We start from the raw sequence: 20,866 nt of genomic DNA on the forward strand, positions 1-20,866 counted from the left end.
TGTGCCCCGGCTCGGTCGGTGCGCTGTTCCGTGCACTTCCTGATGTGCTCCGCTCCAGCTTCCGGGTCCCCGCGCGGCCAAGGCAACGCGAAGTTGCCGAAGTTGCGACGACACGGTCCCGCGCTGTCGCGGGGCTGGAAAAAAAGCGAACGACCGCTACGATAATTATCCTGAGCGCCCGGCTGGCCGACGCAGCAGGAAGGACCGTGCCATGGCAGCGAACGACACAACCCGCACTCGGTTAACCATCTCCGTGATCACCGAGCAGCTATTCGGGCATCTGCCGCGGGCCGACCAGCGGTACTGGGCCCAGGCCTATCTCCAGGGGCTGCTCACCACCGAGGGAAAGAAGTCGGTGCGGCGCATCGCCGCCACCGTATCGGACTCCTCGACGGCGTCCCAGTCGATGCACCAGTTCGTCAACGCCAGCCCCTGGGACTGGGGCCCGGCCCGCGCCGAGCTGATGCGCTGGGCGGAACGCCGCTCCGCACCCCAGGCATGGGTGCTGGACGCGGCCGTCATGCGCAAGCGCGGCGACCACTCCTGCGGAGTGCACCGCCGCTTCGTCCCCGCCACCGGACGCTCCGTCAACTGCCAGGTCGGCATCGGGGCGTTCCTCGCCACCGACACGGACGCCTTCCCCGTCGACTGGAGCCTCCTGCTCCCCGGCGCCTGGGCCTCCGACGAGGAACGCCGCTCCCGCGCCCGCATCCCGGACCACGTCGGAAACCGCCCCTTCGAACAGCACGCGCTCGGCCTCGCGGACCGGCTGGCCTCCGGCACCCGCCTCAGCTCCCCGCCCATCGTCGCCGACCTGAGCATGTCCACCGGCGCCGCGTCCCTGGTACGCGCCCTCAGCTCACGGGGCCGCGACTTCGTCGTCGCCATCCCCGGCCGCACCCCCGTCGTCGCCGGCATCCGCCCCCCGGCCCGCCATCCCCACCCGGGCGGCACCCTCCCGGCCGCCATCGAGGCACAGCGCTTCTTCGAGCTCAAACCCGAACGCCACTTCCGGCTCGACACCCTCGGCGGCCACGAGGGCCTGCCCGGCCGCACCTCCGTCGTCACCGGCCTGGTCCGCCTCCCCGAGGTCAGAGCCGCCCGCCAGAACCCCCACCACACCTACCGCCTCTTCGCCGTCCGCCACCACGCGGGCCGCCGCTCCACCCGGCTCTGGCTCACCAACATGGTCCACCGCCGCACCGACGAACTCGTCGCCCTGGCCCAGCTCCAGCGCAAGGCGGGCACCACCGTCCAGCGCCTGGAGGACGAATTCGGCCTCCTCGACTTCGAGGGCCGCTCCTACCCCGGCTGGCACCACCACATGACCCTGGTCTCGGTGGCCTACGCCTACAGCCGCCTCGAACTCCACTCCGCGCCCCCTCTGCTGAGCGCCACCGCCTGACCTCCCGCACGGCCCGCGCCCCGTCCCTGTCTCCGCTCTCCCCGGCGGAGCGGGCACGGGGCGCAGGCACGCCCGGCGTGACGCACGCCCGAGCCCCGCGACTCCGTGAACGGGGCGCGGGGCTCGGTGAGTTGCGGTGGGTGACTACAGGCCGGCGGTCCGGGCGAGGGCCACGAGTCCGGCGAAGGCCGTGGGGGAGACCATGAGGGCCGGTCCGCCGGGGCGCTTGCTGTCCCGGACCGGGACGACGCCGGTGGCGGACGCGTACCCTGGAGCCCACTCCACGCAGGAACCACCGCTGCCGCTGTGCGAGGACTTGATCCAGTTGAGGGGTTCGGTCGTCACGTCGTGCCCTTCCGTACCTGGTTGATCATGGCCACAGATTCCGCTTGCGAGGGGGCTTCTGTCTGTAGCTGATGGTAGGCCCTCACCAACGGCACCACGGATGTGAGCTCACGGTCCAGATATCCCTGGCTCTGGGACTCGACATAGGCGACCACTGAGCGATCCGCCAGTGTCAGCAGGTTCACCAAACGGTTGAAGGGGCGCCTCTCTCCCATGGAGAACGGGGCGATTTGAAGCGACGTGTTCGGCTGCTCCGCGAACTCGGCGAGGTGCCGCAGCTGTTCCTCCATGACACGGGGCCCGCCGACCCACCGGCGGATACAGCTCTCATCCAGGACGGCAATCACCAGTGGCGGTACGGGTTTGGTGAGTGATGCCTGTCGCTCTATCAGGAACGACACTCGCTCGTCGGCCTGCTCGGGCGTGCTGAAGCCCCGCTTGACATGGCTCGCCTCAATGGCTGCCGCGTACTCACGAGTCTGAAGCGGCCCGGGGATCACCCCCACTTCGAACAGGCGGATCTCCACCGCCCGGCCCTCATACCCGACGTACTCCGGGAAGCCCTCCAGCAACGCCCCGTGCCGGATCTCGCGCCACGCGCGTTCGAACGTATCGCTGGTCTCTTCGAGTCCGAAGACCACGTCAGCACTACGCGAAAAGCGGAGAGTCGGTGGTTTACGTCCAGTTTCGACCCCCGAGATGTGCCTGCCGGAGTACCCCATCCGCGCGGCAAGCTCATCCTGCGTCCAGTTGTGCGCCTCGCGTGAGCTGCGCAAACGCGCTCCGAAAGCCGCCTCAGGGCTGCTCTCGGGGCGTAACTCCTTGATGTTTACCAATGTTTCCTCCTCTTTTGCCACGTTGAGGAGCGCTCCACTATAGGGCCACAGTGACACCACTTGGTAGCGGAAGCGCTACGGAGAGGAGTGACCGTGTCCAACCCCAACCCCAACCCCCACCCCGACCCGAACCCCGACCCCGACCCCGACCCCAACACCACGCCCGCCCCCGATCCCCTTCCCGCCGTCCTCATAAGCGCACAGGTGCGGCTCGGCCGCGCGGGAGACCACACCGCGTGTCCGAGTGGTGAACTCACCCCCGGCACACTCGCGTACGACACCGCCGTCAAACGAGTGGGTGTCGTCATGGACGAATGCGGAACACACATCTGGCTCCGCCCGGTTCACGGCGGGTGTGAGTGGGAAGTACTCAGGGGAGACGTTCGCGCGGCCACGGTCGCCGATCAGCTCTCGGCGGCTCTCGCCGAGGCCAACGCAAACAGCCGGCAGAGGGTCCGCAGCGCGGGAACACCATGGGGATGACCCGGCGCTTCCGGTATGTGCTGTGGACGCTGAAGCGGGTGGAATCCATCGGGGTGGACGCACACATCACGTGTGTGTCCGGCACCCCGGCGTGCGGGGCGGAACCGCCCGTCACTCCGGAAGGGCTCGCCGTCGATGGCATCGCCGCATGGGCGGAGCACCACCTGCGGATGACCGGTCACCGCCGATACGACCGCGTCATCCGCGACACCGTCCAGTGGGATCCGCCCGAGGACACCGACCCCCGGCACATCACCGGGGTGAGCACGTGAACAGGACCCGCACACACCGGCGTTGAAGACGCCGGCACGCTTCCGCCCCCCCTTGAACACCCGGCCGTCTCACCGCGCGGGTCCGTCATGAGGGGCGGCGGACCCGCGGAACAACCCCCTTCGGGGGGAGGGGAGCCGGAACCACCGTCCGCTCCCCGGCCCCGGCCGTTATCCCCCGCCCGGCCGGGGCCACCCGCACCACTCAGGCGCGGCCGGCCGCCGCCTTCGCCGGCCGCGGCGGCATCAGATGGCGCCGGGCGAGCAGGGCGAAGAGACCGTATCCGCCGGCCATCAGCGCCAGCGTGAAAATCCACTCGTGGGAGCCCCCGGGGCGGTAGACCCGCCCCCGGTTGCCGACATCCACCGCGGCCACCGACTGCCCCCGGGCCAGACCCTCGCGGCCCGTCCCGTACAGCGAGACGTCCTCGCGCGGGGCGAGGCCGCCGGCCGAGCGGAAGGTGCCGGACCACTCACACGTCTCGTGGCCGGGGTGCGAGAAGCAGCTGAGCCGGTCCGCGGTGAAGGTGCCGGTGACGCCGTCCGCGGTCGCGGCCCGGAACACATTGCCCAGATTGGGCAGCGACACGTACAGCAGCAGACAGGCACTCATCAGCAGGATGAGGGAGACGAACCCGGACGGCCCGCGCGTGCGGCGGGGCCGGGGCGCCGGGGGAGCGGACGCCGGCCGGGACACGGACGGGGGCGCGGTCGCGGGGGAGGCCACGGCCGCGGGTCACGCGGTCAGGGCGCAGTCGCAGCGGGTGCGTTCGTCGGCGGCCCCGGCCCGCATGTGGATCACCATGGCGATGACCATCGGGATGGTGACGAGCGCGTTGTAGAAGAGGTGCAGCTCCACCCGGGGCGCGATGAGCTGGACGATGCTGGTCGGCACCGCCTTGCCGGCGATGAAGGCTCCGCTCACCGCCTGGACGAGCAGCAGCAGATGCTCGAAGTGGTGCCACACCTGGACACCGAGGGTGGCCTTCCACCAGGTGCCCGACCGGCCGGTGAATCCGGGCATCAGCAGCAGGAACCCGGTGAGCATCAGCAGCGCGTAGCCGTAGTGCATCCACTCGGAGGTCACCAGCCACGGGAAGGGCACACCGAGCACGCCCCGGGCCTCGGGGGTGGGCCAGCCCAGGACGTAGATCTGCACGGCCTGGGTCAGATGCTCGGCCCAGTGCGCGATGACGATGAACAGGAACACCCGCAGCGCTGTTCGGTGGTGAGTGGTGTTGAGGGAATCGATCAGGCCATTTCTCTGCCGGGACGTGGGCGTCAACTGCGCTCCCATCGCGGGCACCTCCATCGATCGGGTCCGAGTCCGGGGAATCATCCCATCAGCCGTGTCCGCGCGGGGTCTTCTTCGCGATTGCGGTATCGGACAACAGCGCATTCGGTGAGTCCTTTCACGCAACTCAGGGCGCTACCGTGGATCCATGCTGCCAAGGACCTATGAAGGACAGGACTGTTCCCTCGCCCGCGCCCTGGAGGTGATCGGGGAGCGCTGGAGTCTGCTGATCGTCCGCTCCGCCCTGCTGGGGGTGAAACGCTTCGACGGATTCCTCGGACATCTGCCGATCGCCCGCAATGTCCTGACCAACCGGCTCGCCCGGCTGGTCGATCTCGGGATCATGGAGCGGGTGCCCTATCAGGACAAGCCGGTGCGCCACGAGTACCCGCTCACCCCGATGGGGCGGGACCTGACCACGGCCGTGGTCGCGCTGATGCAGTGGGGGGACCGGAATCTGCCGATGGAGGCCGGGCCGCCGCGCCGGGCCGAGCATCTGGGCTGCGACGGCCGGGTGCATGTGCGGCTGGACTGCGACGAATGCTCCCGCGAGGTGCGTCAGGAGGAGGTGGCGGTGCGCCGGATCCGCTGACCGGACGGCGGGGCGGCGCGCCGCGCACGGGGGCACAACACCCCCGTACAGCAGTGCCGTTGCGCACGCCGGGAGATGCCCGCCCGGATCGTACCAGCACACGATGATGCCTCCGCCACCACCCCCGGTGGCCGCGTGAAGGAGGCACACCGTGGGAACGGCAATGGGCGCCCTGCGCAGACTGCTCATGGCTCCGTCACTGAGTGAGGTGGGCTTCGCCGGGCGCGGTTTCCCCGTCACCGAGACCGCCGCCACCCGGCAGCTGGAGACCATCCCGCAGACCGTCGTCACCGGCTTCGAATGGGGCATCGCGGCACGCGACCTCGCCGAGACCGAGCGCCGGCTCTCCCTGATCGACGCCGAACTGCGCGGATTCGCCTACGAGGGCGCCACCATGGCCTGCGCCATCCGCGACGCGATGGGCCCCGGCCGGGGCCGCCGCACCCGGGAACTCCTCGAAGGGGCCGGCCGGCCGCACATCTTCCTCAACTACATCGGCATCGGCTTCGCCATGGCCAAGCTGCCCCGCCCGCTGTGGAAGAACATCATGCCCGAGCTCGACGGCGACGACTTCTATCCGCCGATGAGCTGGCTCGCCGTCGACGGATACGGCTTCGACCGCGCCTACTTCGACCCCCGGCGCTGGGTCGAGGAGCAGCGGCTGGACAACCCCTACCCCTGGGACGGCCACGCGGACTACTTCCGGCGCGCCGTGGACCAGGGCATCGGACGCGCCCTGTGGTTCATCAACGGCGCCCGCACCGACCAGGTCGCCGCCGCCGTCGGCAGGTTCGCCGCCGCCCGCCGCCCCGATCTGTGGTCCGGCATCGGTCTCGCCGCCACCTTCGCCGGCGCCTCCACCCCCGCCGACCTCGCCGCCCTGCGCACCGCCGCCGGCGCCCACCGGGCCGAGGCGGCCCAGGGCTCCGTCTTCGCCGCCAAGGCCCGCCACTTCTCCGGCACCGTTCCCGGCCACACCCGCACCGCCGTGCACGCGCTGGCCGGCCTCACCGTCGAGGACGCGGCCCGCCTCGCCGACGACCGGGCCCCCGCCATCCGTCCCGGCACCACCGAGCCCACCTACGAACTGTGGCGCCGCTCGGTGCGTGAACACCAATTCGCGGATCTGTCCGAGCACTCCTGAAGTGGACGCCTCCGGCGCCCTGTTGGGAGATTCGAAAATCATATAGGGAAATTCCAGGGAACGTGTATGAGGGGCGGTTTAATACGTGTCCATCTTGCGTGCGCTGAGGCGCCGAGTCCTCACACCCAATGTCCGGGAAACGCAGCTGGAAACGCGCGGATTCCATGTCAAGGACCCGGCGGCCAAACACCAGCTCGAAACCGTGGGCGCGACCTTTCTCCAGGGATACGCCTACGCGGTCGAGGCCCGCTCCGCGGCCGAGGCCGAGGAATGGCTGGAGACCGTCCCGGTCGCCCACCGCGGCTTCGCCTACGAGGGCGCCGGCATGGGCGCCGTCATGCTCGACTCGCTGACCGGCGGCAGCAAGCGGCTCACCGGCCTGCTGGAGGGCGAGGGCGCCCGCCACGACTACATGATCTACGTCGGCATCGGCTGGGCCATGGCCCGCCTGCCCCGCTTCCTGTGGCCCGACATCGCCGCCACCGACCCGGTGCTGCGCTGGCTGATCCTGGACGGATACGGCTTCCACCAGGCCTACTTCCACACCGACAGCCATGTCCGCAACCCCCACCCCGCACACCCCTTCCACTGGGCCGGCGGCACCGACGCCTACAGCGCCCGCGTCATCGACCAGGGCATCGGCCGCGCCCTGTGGTTCGTCGGCGGCACCGACCCCGACGTGGTCGCCGGACTGATCGGGGCCTTCCCCGAGGACCGCCACGGCGATCTGTGGGCCGGATCCGGGCTCGCCTGCACCTATGCCGGCAGCGCCGACGAGAACGAGCTGAAACGATTCGCCGCTCTGGCCGGACCCCATCTGCCGAACCTGGCCCAGGGCTCCGCCTTCGCCTCCGAGGCCCGCGTCAAGGCCGGCACCACCATCGACCACACCCGCATGGCCGCCCGCGTCCTGTGCGGCGGACGCACCCCCGAGAACGCCGCCGCCGTCTGCCGCGACCTGCGCCCCGCCCACTGCGACGGCGGCGACACCCCCGCCTTCGAGACCTGGCGCCGCCAGATCGCCGCCACCATCACCGTCCCCCTGTACGCACAGAACGGAGCCGGCGCATGACGCACCCCATCACCTGGCTGCGGAAACAAGCGCCGGGAATTGTCGCACTCACCCTCATGGTGAGCCTTTTCTACGCGGTGAAACCGGCCGAGCAGTCCGCAGCCGACGACCGGCGCCTCGCCGGGCAATTCGCCTTCGAATCCACATCGATAGCCATGCCCGCCGGATTCCGGCAGCAGACCGTCCGCAAAGTCAACAAGGCATACAAACACATCGAGGGCTGGATATCCTCCGTCGGCGCCGCGGTCGCCATGAACGACCTCGACGGCGACCGCCTCGCCAACGACCTGTGCATCACCGACCCGCGGATCGACCAGGTCGTCGTCACCCCCGCCCCCGTCAAGGGCCGCCCCGGCGCCACTTACCAGCCCTTCGCGCTCGACCCCGCGCCCCTGCCGGAGAACGACATCACCGCACCCATGGGCTGCGTACCCGGCGACTTCAACGAGGACGGCGCCACCGACCTCCTCGTCTACTACTGGGGCCGCACCCCCGTCATCTTCCAGGTCAAGAAAGAAGCCTGGGACAAGAAGATGCCCCTCGGGCCCGAGTGCTACGAACCCGTCGAGCTCATCCCCGGCAACGGCGGCTCCCTCTACACCGGCCCGCTGTGGAACTCCAACACCGCCACCGTCGCCGACTTCGACGGCGACGGCCACAACGACATCTTCATCGGGAACTACTTCCCCGACAGCCCGCTCCTGGACGACACCCAGGACGGCGGCGTCACCATGAACGACTCCCTCTCCCACGCCCAGAACGGCGGCGGCGGCCACTTCTTCCGCTGGACCCCCCGCGGCTTCACCGAGGTCCCCGGCGCCCTCCCGAAGAACATCTCGCGCGGCTGGACCCTCGGTGTCTCCGCCACCGACCTCGACGGCGATGTCCGGCCCGAGCTCTACCTCGCCCACGACTTCGGCACCTCCGCCCTGCTCCACAACCGCTCCCGCCCGGGGAAGTTCTCCTTCACCGAGGTCAAGGCCGACCACACCGCCCTGACCCCCAAGTCCAAGGAGATGGGACGCAGCTCCTTCAAGGGCATGGGCGTCGACTTCGGCGACCTCGACAACGACGGACTCCACGACGCCTTCGTCTCCAACATCACCACCTCCTTCGGCATCCAGGAGTCCAACTTCGCCTTCATCAACACCGCCCGCGACAAGGCGAGCCTGCGCACCAGCCTCGGCGAGGGAGTCGCCCCCTTCGAGGACCGCAGCGCACCCCTGAGCCTCGCCTGGTCCGGCTGGGGCTGGGACGTGAAGATGGGCGACTTCGACAACGACGGCACCCAGGAGATCACCCAGGCCACCGGCTTCGTCAAGGGCAAGCGCAGCCGCTGGGTCCAGCTCCAGGAACTGGCCACCGCCAATGACCAGCTCGTCCGCCACCCCTCCTTCTGGCCCAACGTCGTGGAGGGCGACGACCTCGCCGGCGACCAGTTCCTGCGCTTCTTCGCCAAGAACGACGACGGCTCCTACAGCAACCTGGCCAAACCCCTCGGCATCGGCGTCCCCGTCCCCACCCGCGGCCTCGCCACCGGCGACGCCGACGGCGACGGACGCCTCGACCTCGTCGTCGCCCGCCAGTGGGACGCCCCCGTCTTCCACCACAACCAGAGCCCCTCCGGCAACCGCTCCCTGGACCTGAGCCTCACCGACGCCACCGGATCCCCGGTCATCGGCGCCCAGGCCACCGCCACCCTCCCCGACGGCACCACCCTGCTGGGCCGCGTCGACGGCGGCAGCGGCCACTCCGGCAAGCGCAGCCACGAGATCCACCTCGGCCTCGGCGACGCCGAAGGCCCCGTCCAGGTCCAGCTGACCTGGCGCGACCGCACCGGCGTGGCCCGCAGCCAGGACCTGCGGCTGGCACCCGGCCGGCACGCACTCGAGCTCACCGCCGCGGCCAAGGAGAAGTGACCATGCCCCCCACCACCCGCAAACCCGCCCCGCCCCGGCACGACGCCAAGGTCATCGCCGCGCTGCGCCGGTTCGCGATCTCCATCTCCGTCCTGAACATCCTCGGATACACCGTCCTCGGCTTCGAACAGGCCTGGCTCTGGCCCTTCGTCGCCGTGCTGACCGCCTACCTCACCGAGATCGTCCTGGAGGCCATCAGCGCCCGGGGCGAGAACCGCACCCCCCGCTACGCCGGAGGCGGACGCAAGGGACTGGTGGAGTTCCTCCTCCCCGCCCACATCACCGGCCTCGCCGTCAACATGCTCACCTATGTCAACGACCGCATCTGGGTCATGGTCTTCGGCGTCGTCGTCGCGGTGGGCGCCAAATGGGTGCTCCGCTCCCCGCTCAAGGGACGCATGCGGCACTACATGAACCCCTCGAACTTCGGCATCACCATCATCCTGCTGCTCTTCCCCTGGGCCAGCATCGCCCCGCCCTACCACTTCACCGAGTACCTCTACGGCCCCGCCGACTGGGTCCTGCCGCTGATCATCATCACCCTCGGCACCCTGCTGAACGCCAAACTCACCGGCCGCATGTGGCTGATCGCCGGCTGGCTCGGCGGCTTCGCCCTCCAAGCCGTCATCCGCGGCTGGACGATGGACGTCTCCATCCTCGCCGGACTCGGCATGATGACCGGCACCGCGTTCATCCTCTTCACCAACTACATGATCACCGACCCCGGCACCTCCCCCTCCCGCCGCGGCTCCCAGATCGCCTTCGGCGGCGGCGTCGCCGCCATGTACGGCCTCCTCACCGCCCTCAACATCGCCTACGGCATCTTCTTCGCCACCGCCCTGGTCTGCCTGATCCGCGGCGGCTACCTCTGGGGCCTGGACCGCCTCGCCAAGCAGCGCGCCGCCGCCCCGCCGGCCACAGCCCCGGCCGCCCGCCCCGCCGAACACCTCACCGCGGTCCCCTCCCCGGCCCCCGCGCCCGCGGCACCCGCCCCCGCCGCGGCCGGCACCCGGCCGCCCGTCCCGGCCACCCTGCGCCTCCCGGCCGCCGACGCGTGCACCGCGGGAACCTGCCAGCACGGCAAGTGCGCCGCACAACGCGCTGCCAAGGACAAGAAGGCGGTACTCCCGGTATGAACAGAATCGCCATCGTCGGCATCGCCGCCCGCTACCCCGACGCCACCACCCACCGGGAACTGTGGGAGAACGCCGTCGCCGGACGCCGCGCCTTCCGCCGCCTCCCCGACACCCGCATGCGGCTCGACGACTACTACGACCCCGACCCCACCGTCCCCGACCGCTTCTACGCCCGCAACGCCGCCGTCATCGACGGCTGGGAATTCGACCGCGTCGCCCACCGCATCGCCGGCAGCACCTACCGCTCCACCGACCTCACCCACTGGCTCGCCCTCGACACCGCCGGCCGCGCCCTCGCCGACGCCGGCTTCCCCGCCGGCGACAAACTCCCCAGAGAACGCACCGGAGTCGTCGTCGGCAACACCCTCACCGGCGAATTCTCCCGCGCCAACGTGATGCGGCTGCGCTGGCCCTACGTACGCCGCGTCCTCGCCGCCGCCCTGCGCGAACAGGAATGGGACGACAGCCGCCTCACCGAATTCCTCGAAGGCGTCGAACACTCCTACAAACAGCCCTTCCCGCCCATCGACGAGGACTCCCTCGCCGGCGGCCTCTCCAACACCATCGCCGGCCGCATCTGCAACCACTTCGACCTCAACGGCGGCGGCTACACCGTCGACGGAGCCTGCTCCTCCTCCCTCCTCTCCGTCACCACCGCCGCCACGTCCCTCCTCTCCGGCGACCTCGACCTCGCCGTCGCCGGCGGCGTCGACCTCTCCATCGACCCCTTCGAGATCATCGGCTTCGCCAAGACCGGCGCCCTCGCACGCAAGGAGATGCGGCTCTACGACCGCGGCTCCAACGGCTTCTGGCCCGGCGAGGGCTGCGGCATGGTCGTCCTCATGCGCGAGGAGGACGCCCTCGCCGCCGGACGGCGGATCTACGCCACCATCGCCGGCTGGGGCATCTCCTCCGACGGCCAGGGCGGCATCACCCGCCCCGAGGTCAGCGGCTACCGCCTCGCCATGAGCCGGGCCTACGAACGCGCCGGATACGGCATCGAGACCGTCGGCCTCTTCGAGGGCCACGGCACCGGCACCGCCGTCGGCGACGCCACCGAACTCGAAGCCATCATCGGTGCCCGAGCCCTGGCCGACCCCACCGCCCCCGCCGCCGCCATCAGCTCCGTCAAGGGCATGATCGGCCACACCAAGGCCGCCGCCGGGGTCGCCGGACTCATCAAGGCCACCCTCGCCGTCGACGCCGCCGTCCTGCCGCCCGCGATCGGCTGCGTCGACCCCCACGAACTCCTCACCAACGGACAGAACAGCCTGCGGGTCCTGCGCAAGGCCGAACCATGGCCCGACGGCGTCCCCCTGCGCGCCTCCGTCACCGCCATGGGATTCGGCGGCATCAACACCCACGTCACCATCGACCGCACCCCGCCCGCCCGCCGCACCCCGCCCTCCCGGCGCACCACCACCCTCGCCGGCTCCCTCCAGGACGCCGAAGTCCTGCTCCTCGACGCCCCCTCGCCCGAGGCCCTGAGCGAACGCCTCACCGAGATCGCCGCCTTCGCCGGCCGGCTCTCCTACGCCCAGCTCGCCGACCTCGCCGCCACCCTCCAGCGCGAACTGCGCGAACTGCCCCACCGCGCCGCCGCCGTCGTCACCTCCCCCCAGGACGCCGAGACCCGCCTCACCCGCCTCGCCGACCTCGCCGGGGCGGGGGAGACCACCCACACCGCCCCCGACGGCCGCGCCTTCCTCGGACACCCCGCCGGACCCGCCCGGATCGGATTCCTCTTCCCCGGCCAGGGCTCCGGCAAGGGCACCGGAGGCGGCGCCCTGCGCCGCCGCTTCACCGAAGCCGCCGAGGTCTGGGACCGCGCCGCCCTGCCCGCCTCCGGCGACATGGTGGCCACCTCCCTCGCCCAGCCCCGCATCGTCACCGGCTCCACCGCCGCCCTGCGCGTCCTGGACGCCCTCGGCATCGAAGCCGATGTCGCCGTCGGCCACAGCCTCGGCGAACTCTCCGCCCTGCACTGGGCCGGCGCCCTCGACAGCGCCGGACTCCTCGAAACCGCCCGGGTCCGCGGCAAGACGATGGCCGACCACAGCTCCTCGGGCACCATGGCCTCCCTGGCCGCCTCCCCCGAACAGGCCACCACCCTCACCGAGGGCCTGCCCGTCGTCATCGCCGGATTCAACGGCCCCCGGCAGACCGTCATCGCCGGCACCGGCGACGCCATCGCCGAAGCCGCCTCCCGCGCCGCCGACGCCGGCATCACCTGCACCCGCCTCGCGGTCTCGCACGCCTTCCACTCACCCCTGGTCGCCCCCGCCGCCGACGCCTTCGGCGAATGGCTCACCACCGTCCCCTTCACCGGCGTCGGCCGCCGGATCGTCTCCACCGTCACCGGCGAGGACCTTCCCCCCGACAGCGACCTGCCCAAACTCCTGCGCCGCCAGATCACCGACCCGGTCCTGTTCACCCAGGCCGTGCGCACCGCCGCCGCCGACACCGACCTGTTCATCGAAGTCGGCCCCGGCCGCGTCCTGTCCACCCTCGCGGCGGCGGCCACCACCGTCCCCGCCATCGCCCTCAACACCGACGACGAATCCATCACCCCCCTCCTCCAGGCCGTCGCCGCCGCCCACGCCGCCGGAGCCCCGCTCATCCACGAGCGCCTCTTCCGCGACCGGCTCACCCGCCCCCTGGAGACCGACGCCACCTTCTCCTTCTTCTCCAGCCCCTGCGAAGCGGCCCCCGTCACCGGCCTGCCCCACACCCCCGCCCCCCGCGAGGAGACCCCCGGCACCCCGGACACCGGCCCCGCCGAGACCCCCGGCACCGAGAGCGCACTCGACGTCCTGCGCACCCTCGTCGCCGAACGCGCCGAACTCCCGCCCGAGCTCGTCGCCGACGACTCCAGCCTCCTCGACGACCTCCACATGAGCTCCATCACCGTCGGCCAGCTCGTCAACCAGGCCGCCACCCGCCTCGGGATCGCCGCCGCCCACGTACCCACCAACTTCGCCACCGCGACCCTCGCCCAGCTCGCCGAGGCACTCGACACCCTCGCCGGCACCGCCGGATCCGGCCCCGCCGCACCCGCCGCCACCGTCACCGGCGCCGCCGCCTGGGTCCGCCCCTTCGCCGTACGCCTCGAACCCGAACCCCTCCCCGCCACCGGCCCCGCACCCACCGGCCCCGGCGCCTCCTGGCAGCTGTTCACCACCCCCGGCCACACCTTCGCCCACGACCTCCACCGCGCCCTTCAGAACACCCCCACCGGCCCCGGCGTCCTGGTCTGCCTGCCCCCCGGCGCGACCCCCGCCGACACCGAACACGCCCTCAACGGCGCCAAAGCCGCCCTCACCGGACACCGCGAGGGCCGCTTCGTCCTCGTCCAGCACGGCCCCGGCGCCGCCGGACTCGCCAAAACCCTCCACCTCGAAGCACCCCACCTGCGCACCACCATCGTCCACACCGCCCCCGTCCCCGAAGCCATCCCCGCCGTCACCGCCGAGGTCGCCGCCACCACCCGCTTCACCGAGGCCCACCACGACAGCGACGGCACCCGCCGCATCCCCACCCTCGGCGCCCTGCCCATCCGCGCCGAACGCACCGAACACGTCCTGGACGCCTCCGACGTCCTCCTCGTCACCGGCGGCGGCAAGGGCATCACCGCCGAATCCGCCCTGGCCATCGCCCGCGCCACCGGCGCGCGCCTCGCCCTCCTCGGCCGCGCCGACCCCGCCGAGGACCAGACCCTCGGCGACAACCTGCGCCGCATGACCGACAGCGGCGCCACCGTCCGCTACGCCCGCGCCGACGTCACCGACCCCGCCCGCACCGCCGCCGCCATCGCCGAACTCACCGACGCCCTCGGCCCCGTCACCGCCGTCCTGCACGGCGCCGGACGCAACGAACCCGCCCCCCTCACCACCCTGACCGGCGACGACTTCCGGCGCACCTTCGCCCCCAAGGTCGACGGACTGCGCACCGTCCTCGACACCGTCGGCACCGGCAACCTCAAACTCCTCGTCACCTTCGGCAGCATCATCGGCCGGGCCGGACTGCGCGGCGAGGCCCACTACGCCACCGCCAACGAATGGCTCGCCGACCTCACCGAACAAGTCGGACGCGACAACCCCGGCTGCCGCGCCCTGTGCCTGGAATGGTCCGTCTGGTCCGGCGTCGGCATGGGCGAGAAACTCGCCGTCGTCGAATCCCTCGCCCGCGAGGGCATCACCCCCGTCACCCCCGACCAGGGCATCGACATCCTGCTGCGCCTCATCAGCGACCCCGACGCCCCCGTCACCACCGTCATCAGCGGACGCACCGAAGGCATCGAGACCGTACGCCGCGAACTGCCCCCGCTGCCCCTGCTCCGCTTCACCGGCACCCCCCTGATCCGCTACCACGGCGTCGAACTCGTCACCGAGGTCGAACTCAACGCCGGCACCGACTCCTACCTCGCCGACCACCTCCTCGACGGCAACCTGCTCCTGCCCGCCGTCCTCGGCATGGAGGCCATGGTCCAGGTCGCCTCCGCCGCCACCGGCTGGGGCACCCCGCCCGTCATCGAGAACGCCCGCTTCCTGCGCCCCATCCTCGCCCCCGCCAACGGCGCCACCCGCATCCGGATCGCCGCCACCGTCACCGCACCCGACACCGTCGACGTCGCCATCCACGCCGAGGAGACCGGATTCGCCGCGGAACACTTCCGCGCCCGCCTCCTCTACGCCCCCGCCGACATCCCCCAGGGACCCCCGGACACGGTCCCCGACGGCGTCCCGCCCGCCCCCCTGGACCCCGCCGCCGACCTCTACGGCTCCGTCCTCTTCCAGGGCGCCCGCTTCCAGCGCCTGCGCCGCTTCCACCGGGCCGCCGCCCGCGACGTCGACGCCGACGTCGCCGTCGTCGAGGGCACCGACTGGTTCGCCGGATACCTCCCCGGCCGGCTCCTCCTCGCCGACCCCGGCATGCGCGACGCCCTGATGCACGGCAACCAGGTCTGCGTCCCCGACGCCACCCTCCTGCCGTCCGGCATCGACCGCCTCCACCCGCTCGCCGCCTCCGACGCCGAACCCGGTGAACTGCGCTACTGCGCCACCGAACGCTTCAGCGACGGCGACATGTACGTGTACGACATCGCCGTCCGCACCCCCGACGGCACCGTCGTCGAACGCTGGGAAGGACTCACCCTCCACGCCGTCCGCACCACCGACGGCACCGGACCGTGGGTACCCGCCCTGCTCGGCAACCACCTGGAAAGGGCCCTGGAAGACGTGCTCCCGACAAAGATCGCCGTCGCCGTGGAACCCGCCCCGGCCGGCCCGCCGAACACCGCCGACGACCGCAGGGCCGGCACCTCGGCCGCCATCCAGCGCGCCCTGGGCCTGCCCGTCACCGTCACCCGGCGCCCCGACGGCCGCCCCGAACCCGCCGCCGGACGCCGCGTGTCGGCCGCCCACGGCATGGGCGTGACCCTCGCCGTCGCCGGCCCCGAACACTCCGACGCGGCCGTCGCCTGCGACGTCGAACCCGTCACCAGCCGCACCCCCGAGGAATGGCAGGGCCTGCTCGGCGGCTGCGAACCACTGGCCGCCCTCATCGCCCGGGAGACCGGCGAGAGCCCCGACACCGCCGCCACCCGCGTGTGGAGCGCACTCGAATGCCTCCGCAAGGCCGGCGCCGGCGCCGACACCCCGCTCACCCTCACCCCCGGCACCAAGCCGAACTGGGTGGTCCTCACCGCCGGAGACCTCCGCATCGCCACCTTCGTCACCCGGCTGCGCCACCCCGCCCACCCCGCCGGCACCCCCGCCGCGGGAGGCGTCCGCGTCGAAGCGCTCCGCACCGGAGTCTTCGCCGTGCTCACCGGCACCACCTCCACCGAAGGACGGCCCAGGCCATGACCGACACACGCCCCCTCCACTTCGAACTCCGCCACCGGGTCGCCTTCGCCGAGACCGACCTCTCCGGCTGCGCCGACCACGTCGGCTTCCTGCGCTGGCAGGACCGCTGCCGCGAACTCTTCCTCAGCCAGTACGCCCCCGGCCTCCTCGGCCACCAGTGCGAGGAAGCGCCCACCGGCCCACTGCGCCTGTTCACCCAGCAGCTGACCTGCGAACTCCTCGCACCCGTCGCCGCACTGGACGAGATCTGCGTACGCCTGAGCTCCGCCGAACCCGGCCACAGCCGGCTCGACCTCGGCTTCGACCACATCAGAATCGGCCCCGGCGGCGCCGAGACCCTCGTCGCCCGCGGCAGCCAGCGCCTGGCCTGTCTCAGCACCGAGGACGGCACCGCCCGCCCCGCACCCATCCCCGCGGACCTGGTCCGCGCCCTCGGCGGGCGCACCGGCCGCGGCCTGACCCTCGCCGGGAGGGCCGCATGAGCCCGCGCACCGCCCACGCCGTCCCCGCCGCCGAACGCGTCGACCCCGACGACCGCCGCGCCCTGCGCGCCGCCCTCGGCACCTTCGCCACCGGCGTCACCGTCGTCACCGTCGGCGGCCCCGTCCCCCGCGGCATGACCGCCAACTCCTTCACCTCCGTCTCCCTCGCACCCCCGCTCCTGCTCGTCTGCGTCGACAACGACGCCGACATGCACCGCAGCCTCCAGCTGTCGGCCGGCTTCTGCGTCTCCGTCCTCGGCACCGGCCAGGAGGACATCGCCCGCCACTTCGCCGACCACTCCCGGCCCGTGGGCACCGGCCAGTTCGACACCGTCGCCCACCACCCCGGCCGCCTCGACGGAGCACCCCTGATCACCGGCGCCGCCGCCCACTTCGAATGCGAGAAATGGCGCGTCCACGACGCCGGCGACCACACCATCTTCCTCGGCCGGATCATCGCCGCCGCCCAGGAACCCGCCCGCGGAGCCCTGCTCTTCCACGGCGGACGGTTCGGCAGACCCGCCCTCAGCCCCCGCGAACCCGGCCGCGCGCAGGGCAGAGCCGCATGAGAACCCGCCGGCCCGACATCAGGATCCACCCGCCCGGACCACCGCCGTCGGCCCTCCCCGGACTGCTGCGGAAACTCGCCGCGGACCGGCTCGCCATGATGCGCGACGCCGCCGCCCTCGGCGACGCGGTCCGGGTCTCCATGGGCCCCAAGAAGCTCTACATCTTCAACCGGCCCGACTACGCCAAACACGTACTCGCCGACAACAGCGACAACTACCACAAGGGCATCGGCCTGGTGCAGGCCCGCCGCGTCCTCGGCGACGGCCTGCTCACCAGCGACGGCGCGACCTGGCACACCCAGCGCGTCAACGTCCGGCCCTCCTTCAAACCCGGACGCATCGCCCGCCAGGCCGACGCCGTCGCCGAGGAAGCCGCCAAACTCGTCGCCGCCCTGCGCGGCCACGAGGGCGGCGCCCCCGTCGACATCCTCCACGAGGTCACCGCACTCACCCTCGGCGTCCTGGGCCGCACCCTCCTCGACACCGAACTCGGCGGATACGACTCCGTCGCCCCCGCCTTCGAGGACGTCCAGGACCAGGCCATGTTCGAAATGGTCACCCAGAACCTGGTCCCCTCCTGGATCCCCCTCCCCGGCCAGCTCCGCTTCCGCCGCGGCCGGCGCGAACTCCACCGCGTCGCCGACCTCCTGATCGCCGACCGCACCGCCCGCCTGCGCGACGGCCACGACGACGCCGACGACGCCCTCGCCCGCATGATCACCGCCGCCCGCACCCACAACAACCCCGAGGCCGCCCGCGACCGGCTCCGCGCCGAACTCGTCACCCTGCTCCTCGCCGGGCACGAGACCACCGCCAGCACCCTCGGCTGGACCCTCCACCACCTCGAACGCAACCCCGCCATCCGCGACCGGGTCCGCGAGGAGGCCCGCCGCGTCCTCGGCGACCGCACCCCCACCGCCGACGACCTGCACACCCTCACCTACACCACCCGCGTCGTCCAGGAGGCCATGCGCCTGCACCCGCCGGTCTGGGTCCTGCCCCGCGTCGCCCAGAACCACGACACCGTCGGCGGCTACCACGTCAGCGCCGGCGCCGACGTCCTGATCTCCCCCTACATCCTCCACCGCAACCCGGCCCTGTGGGACGAACCCGAACGCTTCGACCCCGACCGCTTCGAACCCGCCCGGGTCGCCGACCGCCCCCGCTACGCCTACCTCCCCTTCGGCGCCGGACCCCGCTTCTGCGTCGGCAGCAACCTCGGCATGCTCGAAGCCGTGTTCGTCACCGCCCTGCTCACCCGCGACCTCACCCTCCGCTCCGTCCCCGGCCGCCCCTCGGTCCCCGAGGCCATGCTCTCGCTGCGGATCCGCGGCGGACTCCCCATGACCGTCCACCCCGCCGCCTGACCCGGCGGCACCGACAACCACCCACACCGGCACACAGACGAGGGCCGGCCGCGGAGACTCTCCGCGGCCGGCCCTTGCGTACGGTCCCGGTACCCCTCAATACGCACCCCGCTCCCCGCGCGGGGGCAGATCCGCGCCCAGCCGGGCCAGCAGCACCGGCGGATCCAGCACGTCCACCGGCCGCAGCACCACCTCGGCCGGCGCCAGCAGCGCACCCGGATACACCGTCACCGGCCCGTGATGGCCCACCGACAGCGGCCCCGGGTCCTCATGGCCCCCGTCGTGGTCCTCATGGCCGTACGCCATCGAGTGCGCCAGCAGATGCCAGGTGCCACTGGGCACGTCCCGCAGCTCGAAGGAGCCCGGCCCGCTCAGCGCCGCCCACCGCACCGGCCGGCCCTGGCGGACCCTGCCCGGGAAGAGACCGAGGAACACCGGCCCCCGCGCCGCGCCGGGCGCCGCCGCCACCCGCCCGCGCAGCCCGGTGCGCTGCGCGATGCCCGACGGATGCGACGCCGCGGTCTGCGGCATCTTCGGCAGCACACCGCCCAGCTCCCGATAGGCACTGGGGGAGAGGCCCACACACGCCTTGAACCGCGAACTGAAGGTGCCGATACTGCTGTATCCGACCTGACTGCCGATATCCGCCACACTGAATTCCGTGTGCAGCAGCAGCCGCTTCGCCTCCTGAATCCGCAGCGCGGAAAGGAAACGACCCGGCGACGTACCCGTCACTTCACGGAAGAAACGCGTGAAATGAAATTTGCTGAACATGGCGGTCCGCGCCATGTCATCAATCGTCAGATCCTGGCTGAGGTTGATGTGCATATAGTGGATCACCCGGCGGACGGCATGTTCGATCGTGGTCGTGGTCACCGTGTCTCCCCATCGTGGAAGAGATGTCAATTCCGAGTTGGCTGAGTCGCACGCAAATCGAGAACATGAGCCATGTGATGCGAACGCCTGCGGGCCGCCAGCTCCTCGGCGAACCGCAGCCAGGACTCCGAGCAGTGCCGGGCTATGTCCGCCACCGCCTCCGTGCAGTGCGGCGGAACCGCATCCGCCCGCTTGCGCCATGCCTCGTCCAGCAGGAAATGGCCGTGCAGCCAGCGGATGACATCCCGGCCCGACTCGGACTGCCGCAGCGACGGATCATTGGCCAGCCGGCGCAGCGTCTCCAGCGGATGACGCGTGCGCGGCGCCAGCGACCCCGCCCCGCGCCCCCGCGCCTCCGGATCCGGCACCGCCCGCACGGGGGAGGGCGCCCCGCCCCCGGCGGCCGGCCCCGGAGCCCCGGCACCGGCCCCGGAGCGGGCCGGCGGGCTCTCACCGCGCGCCCCGCGCCCGGGGCCCTGACGGCTCTCGGGGACGGGGGCCTCGCCCCGCAGCAACCGCCTGCGCACATCGTGCGCGGTGCCCAGCGAGAGCCCGGTCTCCTTGACCACCGCCCGCAGCGGCAGCGCGGGATCCCTGGTCATCAGCTCCGCGGCATGCATCCGCTCCGCCGTGCGGTCCAGCGGATGCACCCGCCCGTCCGCACCGGTACGGCTGTTCAGCGGCGGAGATCCCACGGCTGAACACCGGCGCACCCCGGCCACGGTCTTGGCGTCCAGACCGGTGTGCCCGGCCACCGCCCGGTCCGACAGGCTCGGATGGGAGGCCAGGATGCGCTGCGCCGCCGCCTTCCGGTCGGCCACCGACAGCGGCAGCCCGTGCGAGATGTTCGCCGCGACCGACCGCAGGAAGATCTGATCCTCCGGACCGTCGAAGAACCGCACCTCGACCGAGTCCTGATTCTTCAGCACCGCCGCCGCGATCCGGTGCATCCCGTCGACGACCCGCATGGTCGGCCGGTGCACCAGCACCGGGGGCAGCGGGGCCGAAACCGCGGCGAGCCGCCGCACATGGGTGGTGTCCATGCCGTTGATACGTGGTGAATCCGCGGCCGCCAGCGAATCGATGCGCACCAGCCGGATGGAATTGTCCGGCGGTGACGAGCGGTCAGCGCTTTTCATGGTTACCCCCAGCATGAGACCCGGCGCCCTTCCTCAGGCGGCCTTTTCGCTTCCCCCTGGAAGGGCTGTCA

Annotated in this window: 18 protein-coding genes; 12 read left to right on the forward strand and 6 right to left on the reverse strand. The window is 71.9% G+C overall.

What is annotated here, in order from left to right; all coding sequences use genetic code 11:
* Positions 1 to 211 precede the first annotated feature (211 nt).
* On the forward strand, positions 212 to 1,405 hold the full coding sequence (locus AAFN69_RS27555) for a transposase (protein WP_347731538.1): 1,194 nt from the start codon (positions 212 to 214) through the stop codon (positions 1,403 to 1,405).
* Positions 1,406 to 1,549: 144 nt separating this feature from the next.
* Here the strand turns inward: AAFN69_RS27555 and AAFN69_RS27560 are convergent, their stop codons facing one another.
* Together AAFN69_RS27560 and AAFN69_RS27565 are read right to left on the reverse strand one after the other, a co-directional pair.
* On the reverse strand, positions 1,550 to 1,750 hold the full coding sequence (locus AAFN69_RS27560; RefSeq protein WP_347731539.1) for a DUF397 domain-containing protein: 201 nt from the start codon (positions 1,748 to 1,750) through the stop codon (positions 1,550 to 1,552).
* Entirely contained in the window at positions 1,747 to 2,586 is an 840-nt protein-coding gene (locus tag AAFN69_RS27565; RefSeq protein WP_347731666.1) for a helix-turn-helix transcriptional regulator, read from the reverse strand. Before AAFN69_RS27565 ends, AAFN69_RS27560 begins: the two co-directional genes overlap by 4 nt.
* Before the next feature lie 93 nt (positions 2,587 to 2,679).
* Between AAFN69_RS27565 and AAFN69_RS27570 the strand changes: the two genes are divergently transcribed.
* Positions 2,680 to 3,069, forward strand: a complete 390-nt coding sequence (locus AAFN69_RS27570) for a hypothetical protein (RefSeq protein WP_347731540.1) — start codon at positions 2,680 to 2,682, stop codon at positions 3,067 to 3,069.
* Positions 3,060 to 3,341, forward strand: a complete 282-nt coding sequence (locus tag AAFN69_RS27575) for a hypothetical protein (protein ID WP_347731541.1) — start codon at positions 3,060 to 3,062, stop codon at positions 3,339 to 3,341. The genes AAFN69_RS27570 and AAFN69_RS27575 overlap by 10 nt, the downstream gene beginning before the upstream one ends.
* 202 nt (positions 3,342 to 3,543) lie before the next feature.
* Here AAFN69_RS27575 and AAFN69_RS27580 read toward each other — a convergent pair whose 3' ends face one another.
* Together AAFN69_RS27580 and AAFN69_RS27585 are read right to left on the reverse strand one after the other, a co-directional pair.
* On the reverse strand, positions 3,544 to 3,951 hold the full coding sequence (locus AAFN69_RS27580; protein WP_347731542.1) for a hypothetical protein: 408 nt from the start codon (positions 3,949 to 3,951) through the stop codon (positions 3,544 to 3,546).
* A 123-nt stretch (positions 3,952 to 4,074) separates the two neighbouring features.
* Entirely contained in the window at positions 4,075 to 4,635 is a 561-nt protein-coding gene (locus AAFN69_RS27585; RefSeq protein ID WP_347731543.1) for a hypothetical protein, read from the reverse strand.
* A gap of 145 nt (positions 4,636 to 4,780) precedes the next feature.
* On the opposite strand from AAFN69_RS27585, the gene AAFN69_RS27590 reads away from it, so the two are divergent.
* From AAFN69_RS27590 to AAFN69_RS27630, 9 genes are all read left to right on the forward strand, one after another.
* Entirely contained in the window at positions 4,781 to 5,224 is a 444-nt protein-coding gene (locus tag AAFN69_RS27590) for a helix-turn-helix domain-containing protein (RefSeq protein WP_347731544.1), read from the forward strand.
* 151 nt (positions 5,225 to 5,375) lie between these two features.
* Positions 5,376 to 6,368: a DUF1702 family protein gene (locus AAFN69_RS27595; protein ID WP_347731545.1), complete on the forward strand. Its 993-nt coding sequence runs from the start codon at positions 5,376 to 5,378 to the stop codon at positions 6,366 to 6,368.
* Positions 6,369 to 6,453: 85 nt separating this feature from the next.
* Positions 6,454 to 7,440 carry a DUF1702 family protein gene (locus AAFN69_RS27600; RefSeq protein WP_347731546.1) on the forward strand — a complete coding sequence of 329 codons (987 nt, stop codon included), beginning with the start codon at positions 6,454 to 6,456 and terminating at the stop codon, positions 7,438 to 7,440.
* Positions 7,437 to 9,359 (forward strand): CRTAC1 family protein, encoded by a 1,923-nt coding sequence (locus AAFN69_RS27605; RefSeq protein ID WP_347731547.1) that lies wholly within the window; start codon positions 7,437 to 7,439, stop codon positions 9,357 to 9,359. The genes AAFN69_RS27600 and AAFN69_RS27605 overlap by 4 nt, the downstream gene beginning before the upstream one ends.
* A 2-nt stretch (positions 9,360 to 9,361) precedes the next feature.
* Positions 9,362 to 10,495, forward strand: a complete 1,134-nt coding sequence (locus tag AAFN69_RS27610) for an enediyne biosynthesis protein (RefSeq protein ID WP_347731548.1) — start codon at positions 9,362 to 9,364, stop codon at positions 10,493 to 10,495.
* The gene (locus AAFN69_RS27615) at positions 10,492 to 16,362 is read left to right on the forward strand and encodes a type I polyketide synthase (RefSeq protein ID WP_347731549.1); all 5,871 of its coding nucleotides are present in this window, start codon (positions 10,492 to 10,494) and stop codon (positions 16,360 to 16,362) included. The genes AAFN69_RS27610 and AAFN69_RS27615 overlap by 4 nt, the downstream gene beginning before the upstream one ends.
* Entirely contained in the window at positions 16,359 to 16,844 is a 486-nt protein-coding gene (locus tag AAFN69_RS27620) for an acyl-CoA thioesterase (protein WP_347731550.1), read from the forward strand. Before AAFN69_RS27615 ends, AAFN69_RS27620 begins: the two co-directional genes overlap by 4 nt.
* Complete coding sequence (locus tag AAFN69_RS27625; RefSeq protein ID WP_347731551.1) at positions 16,841 to 17,413, forward strand: flavin reductase family protein; 573 nt, start codon at positions 16,841 to 16,843, stop codon at positions 17,411 to 17,413. The genes AAFN69_RS27620 and AAFN69_RS27625 overlap by 4 nt, the downstream gene beginning before the upstream one ends.
* 17 nt (positions 17,414 to 17,430) lie before the next feature.
* Complete coding sequence (locus tag AAFN69_RS27630) at positions 17,431 to 18,780, forward strand: cytochrome P450 (RefSeq protein ID WP_347731667.1); 1,350 nt, start codon at positions 17,431 to 17,433, stop codon at positions 18,778 to 18,780.
* Between the two features lie 96 nt (positions 18,781 to 18,876).
* Here AAFN69_RS27630 and AAFN69_RS27635 read toward each other — a convergent pair whose 3' ends face one another.
* Both AAFN69_RS27635 and AAFN69_RS27640 read right to left on the reverse strand, forming a co-directional pair.
* The gene (locus AAFN69_RS27635; RefSeq protein WP_347731552.1) at positions 18,877 to 19,656 is read right to left on the reverse strand and encodes an AraC family transcriptional regulator; all 780 of its coding nucleotides are present in this window, start codon (positions 19,654 to 19,656) and stop codon (positions 18,877 to 18,879) included.
* 26 nt (positions 19,657 to 19,682) lie between these two features.
* Positions 19,683 to 20,795, reverse strand: a complete 1,113-nt coding sequence (locus AAFN69_RS27640) for a transcriptional regulator (protein ID WP_347731553.1) — start codon at positions 20,793 to 20,795, stop codon at positions 19,683 to 19,685.
* Positions 20,796 to 20,866: the final 71 nt, after the last annotated feature.

Origin of the sequence: Streptomyces sp. CAU 1734 (assembly GCF_039888735.1) — a bacterium.
Classification (GTDB): domain Bacteria; phylum Actinomycetota; class Actinomycetes; order Streptomycetales; family Streptomycetaceae; genus Streptomyces.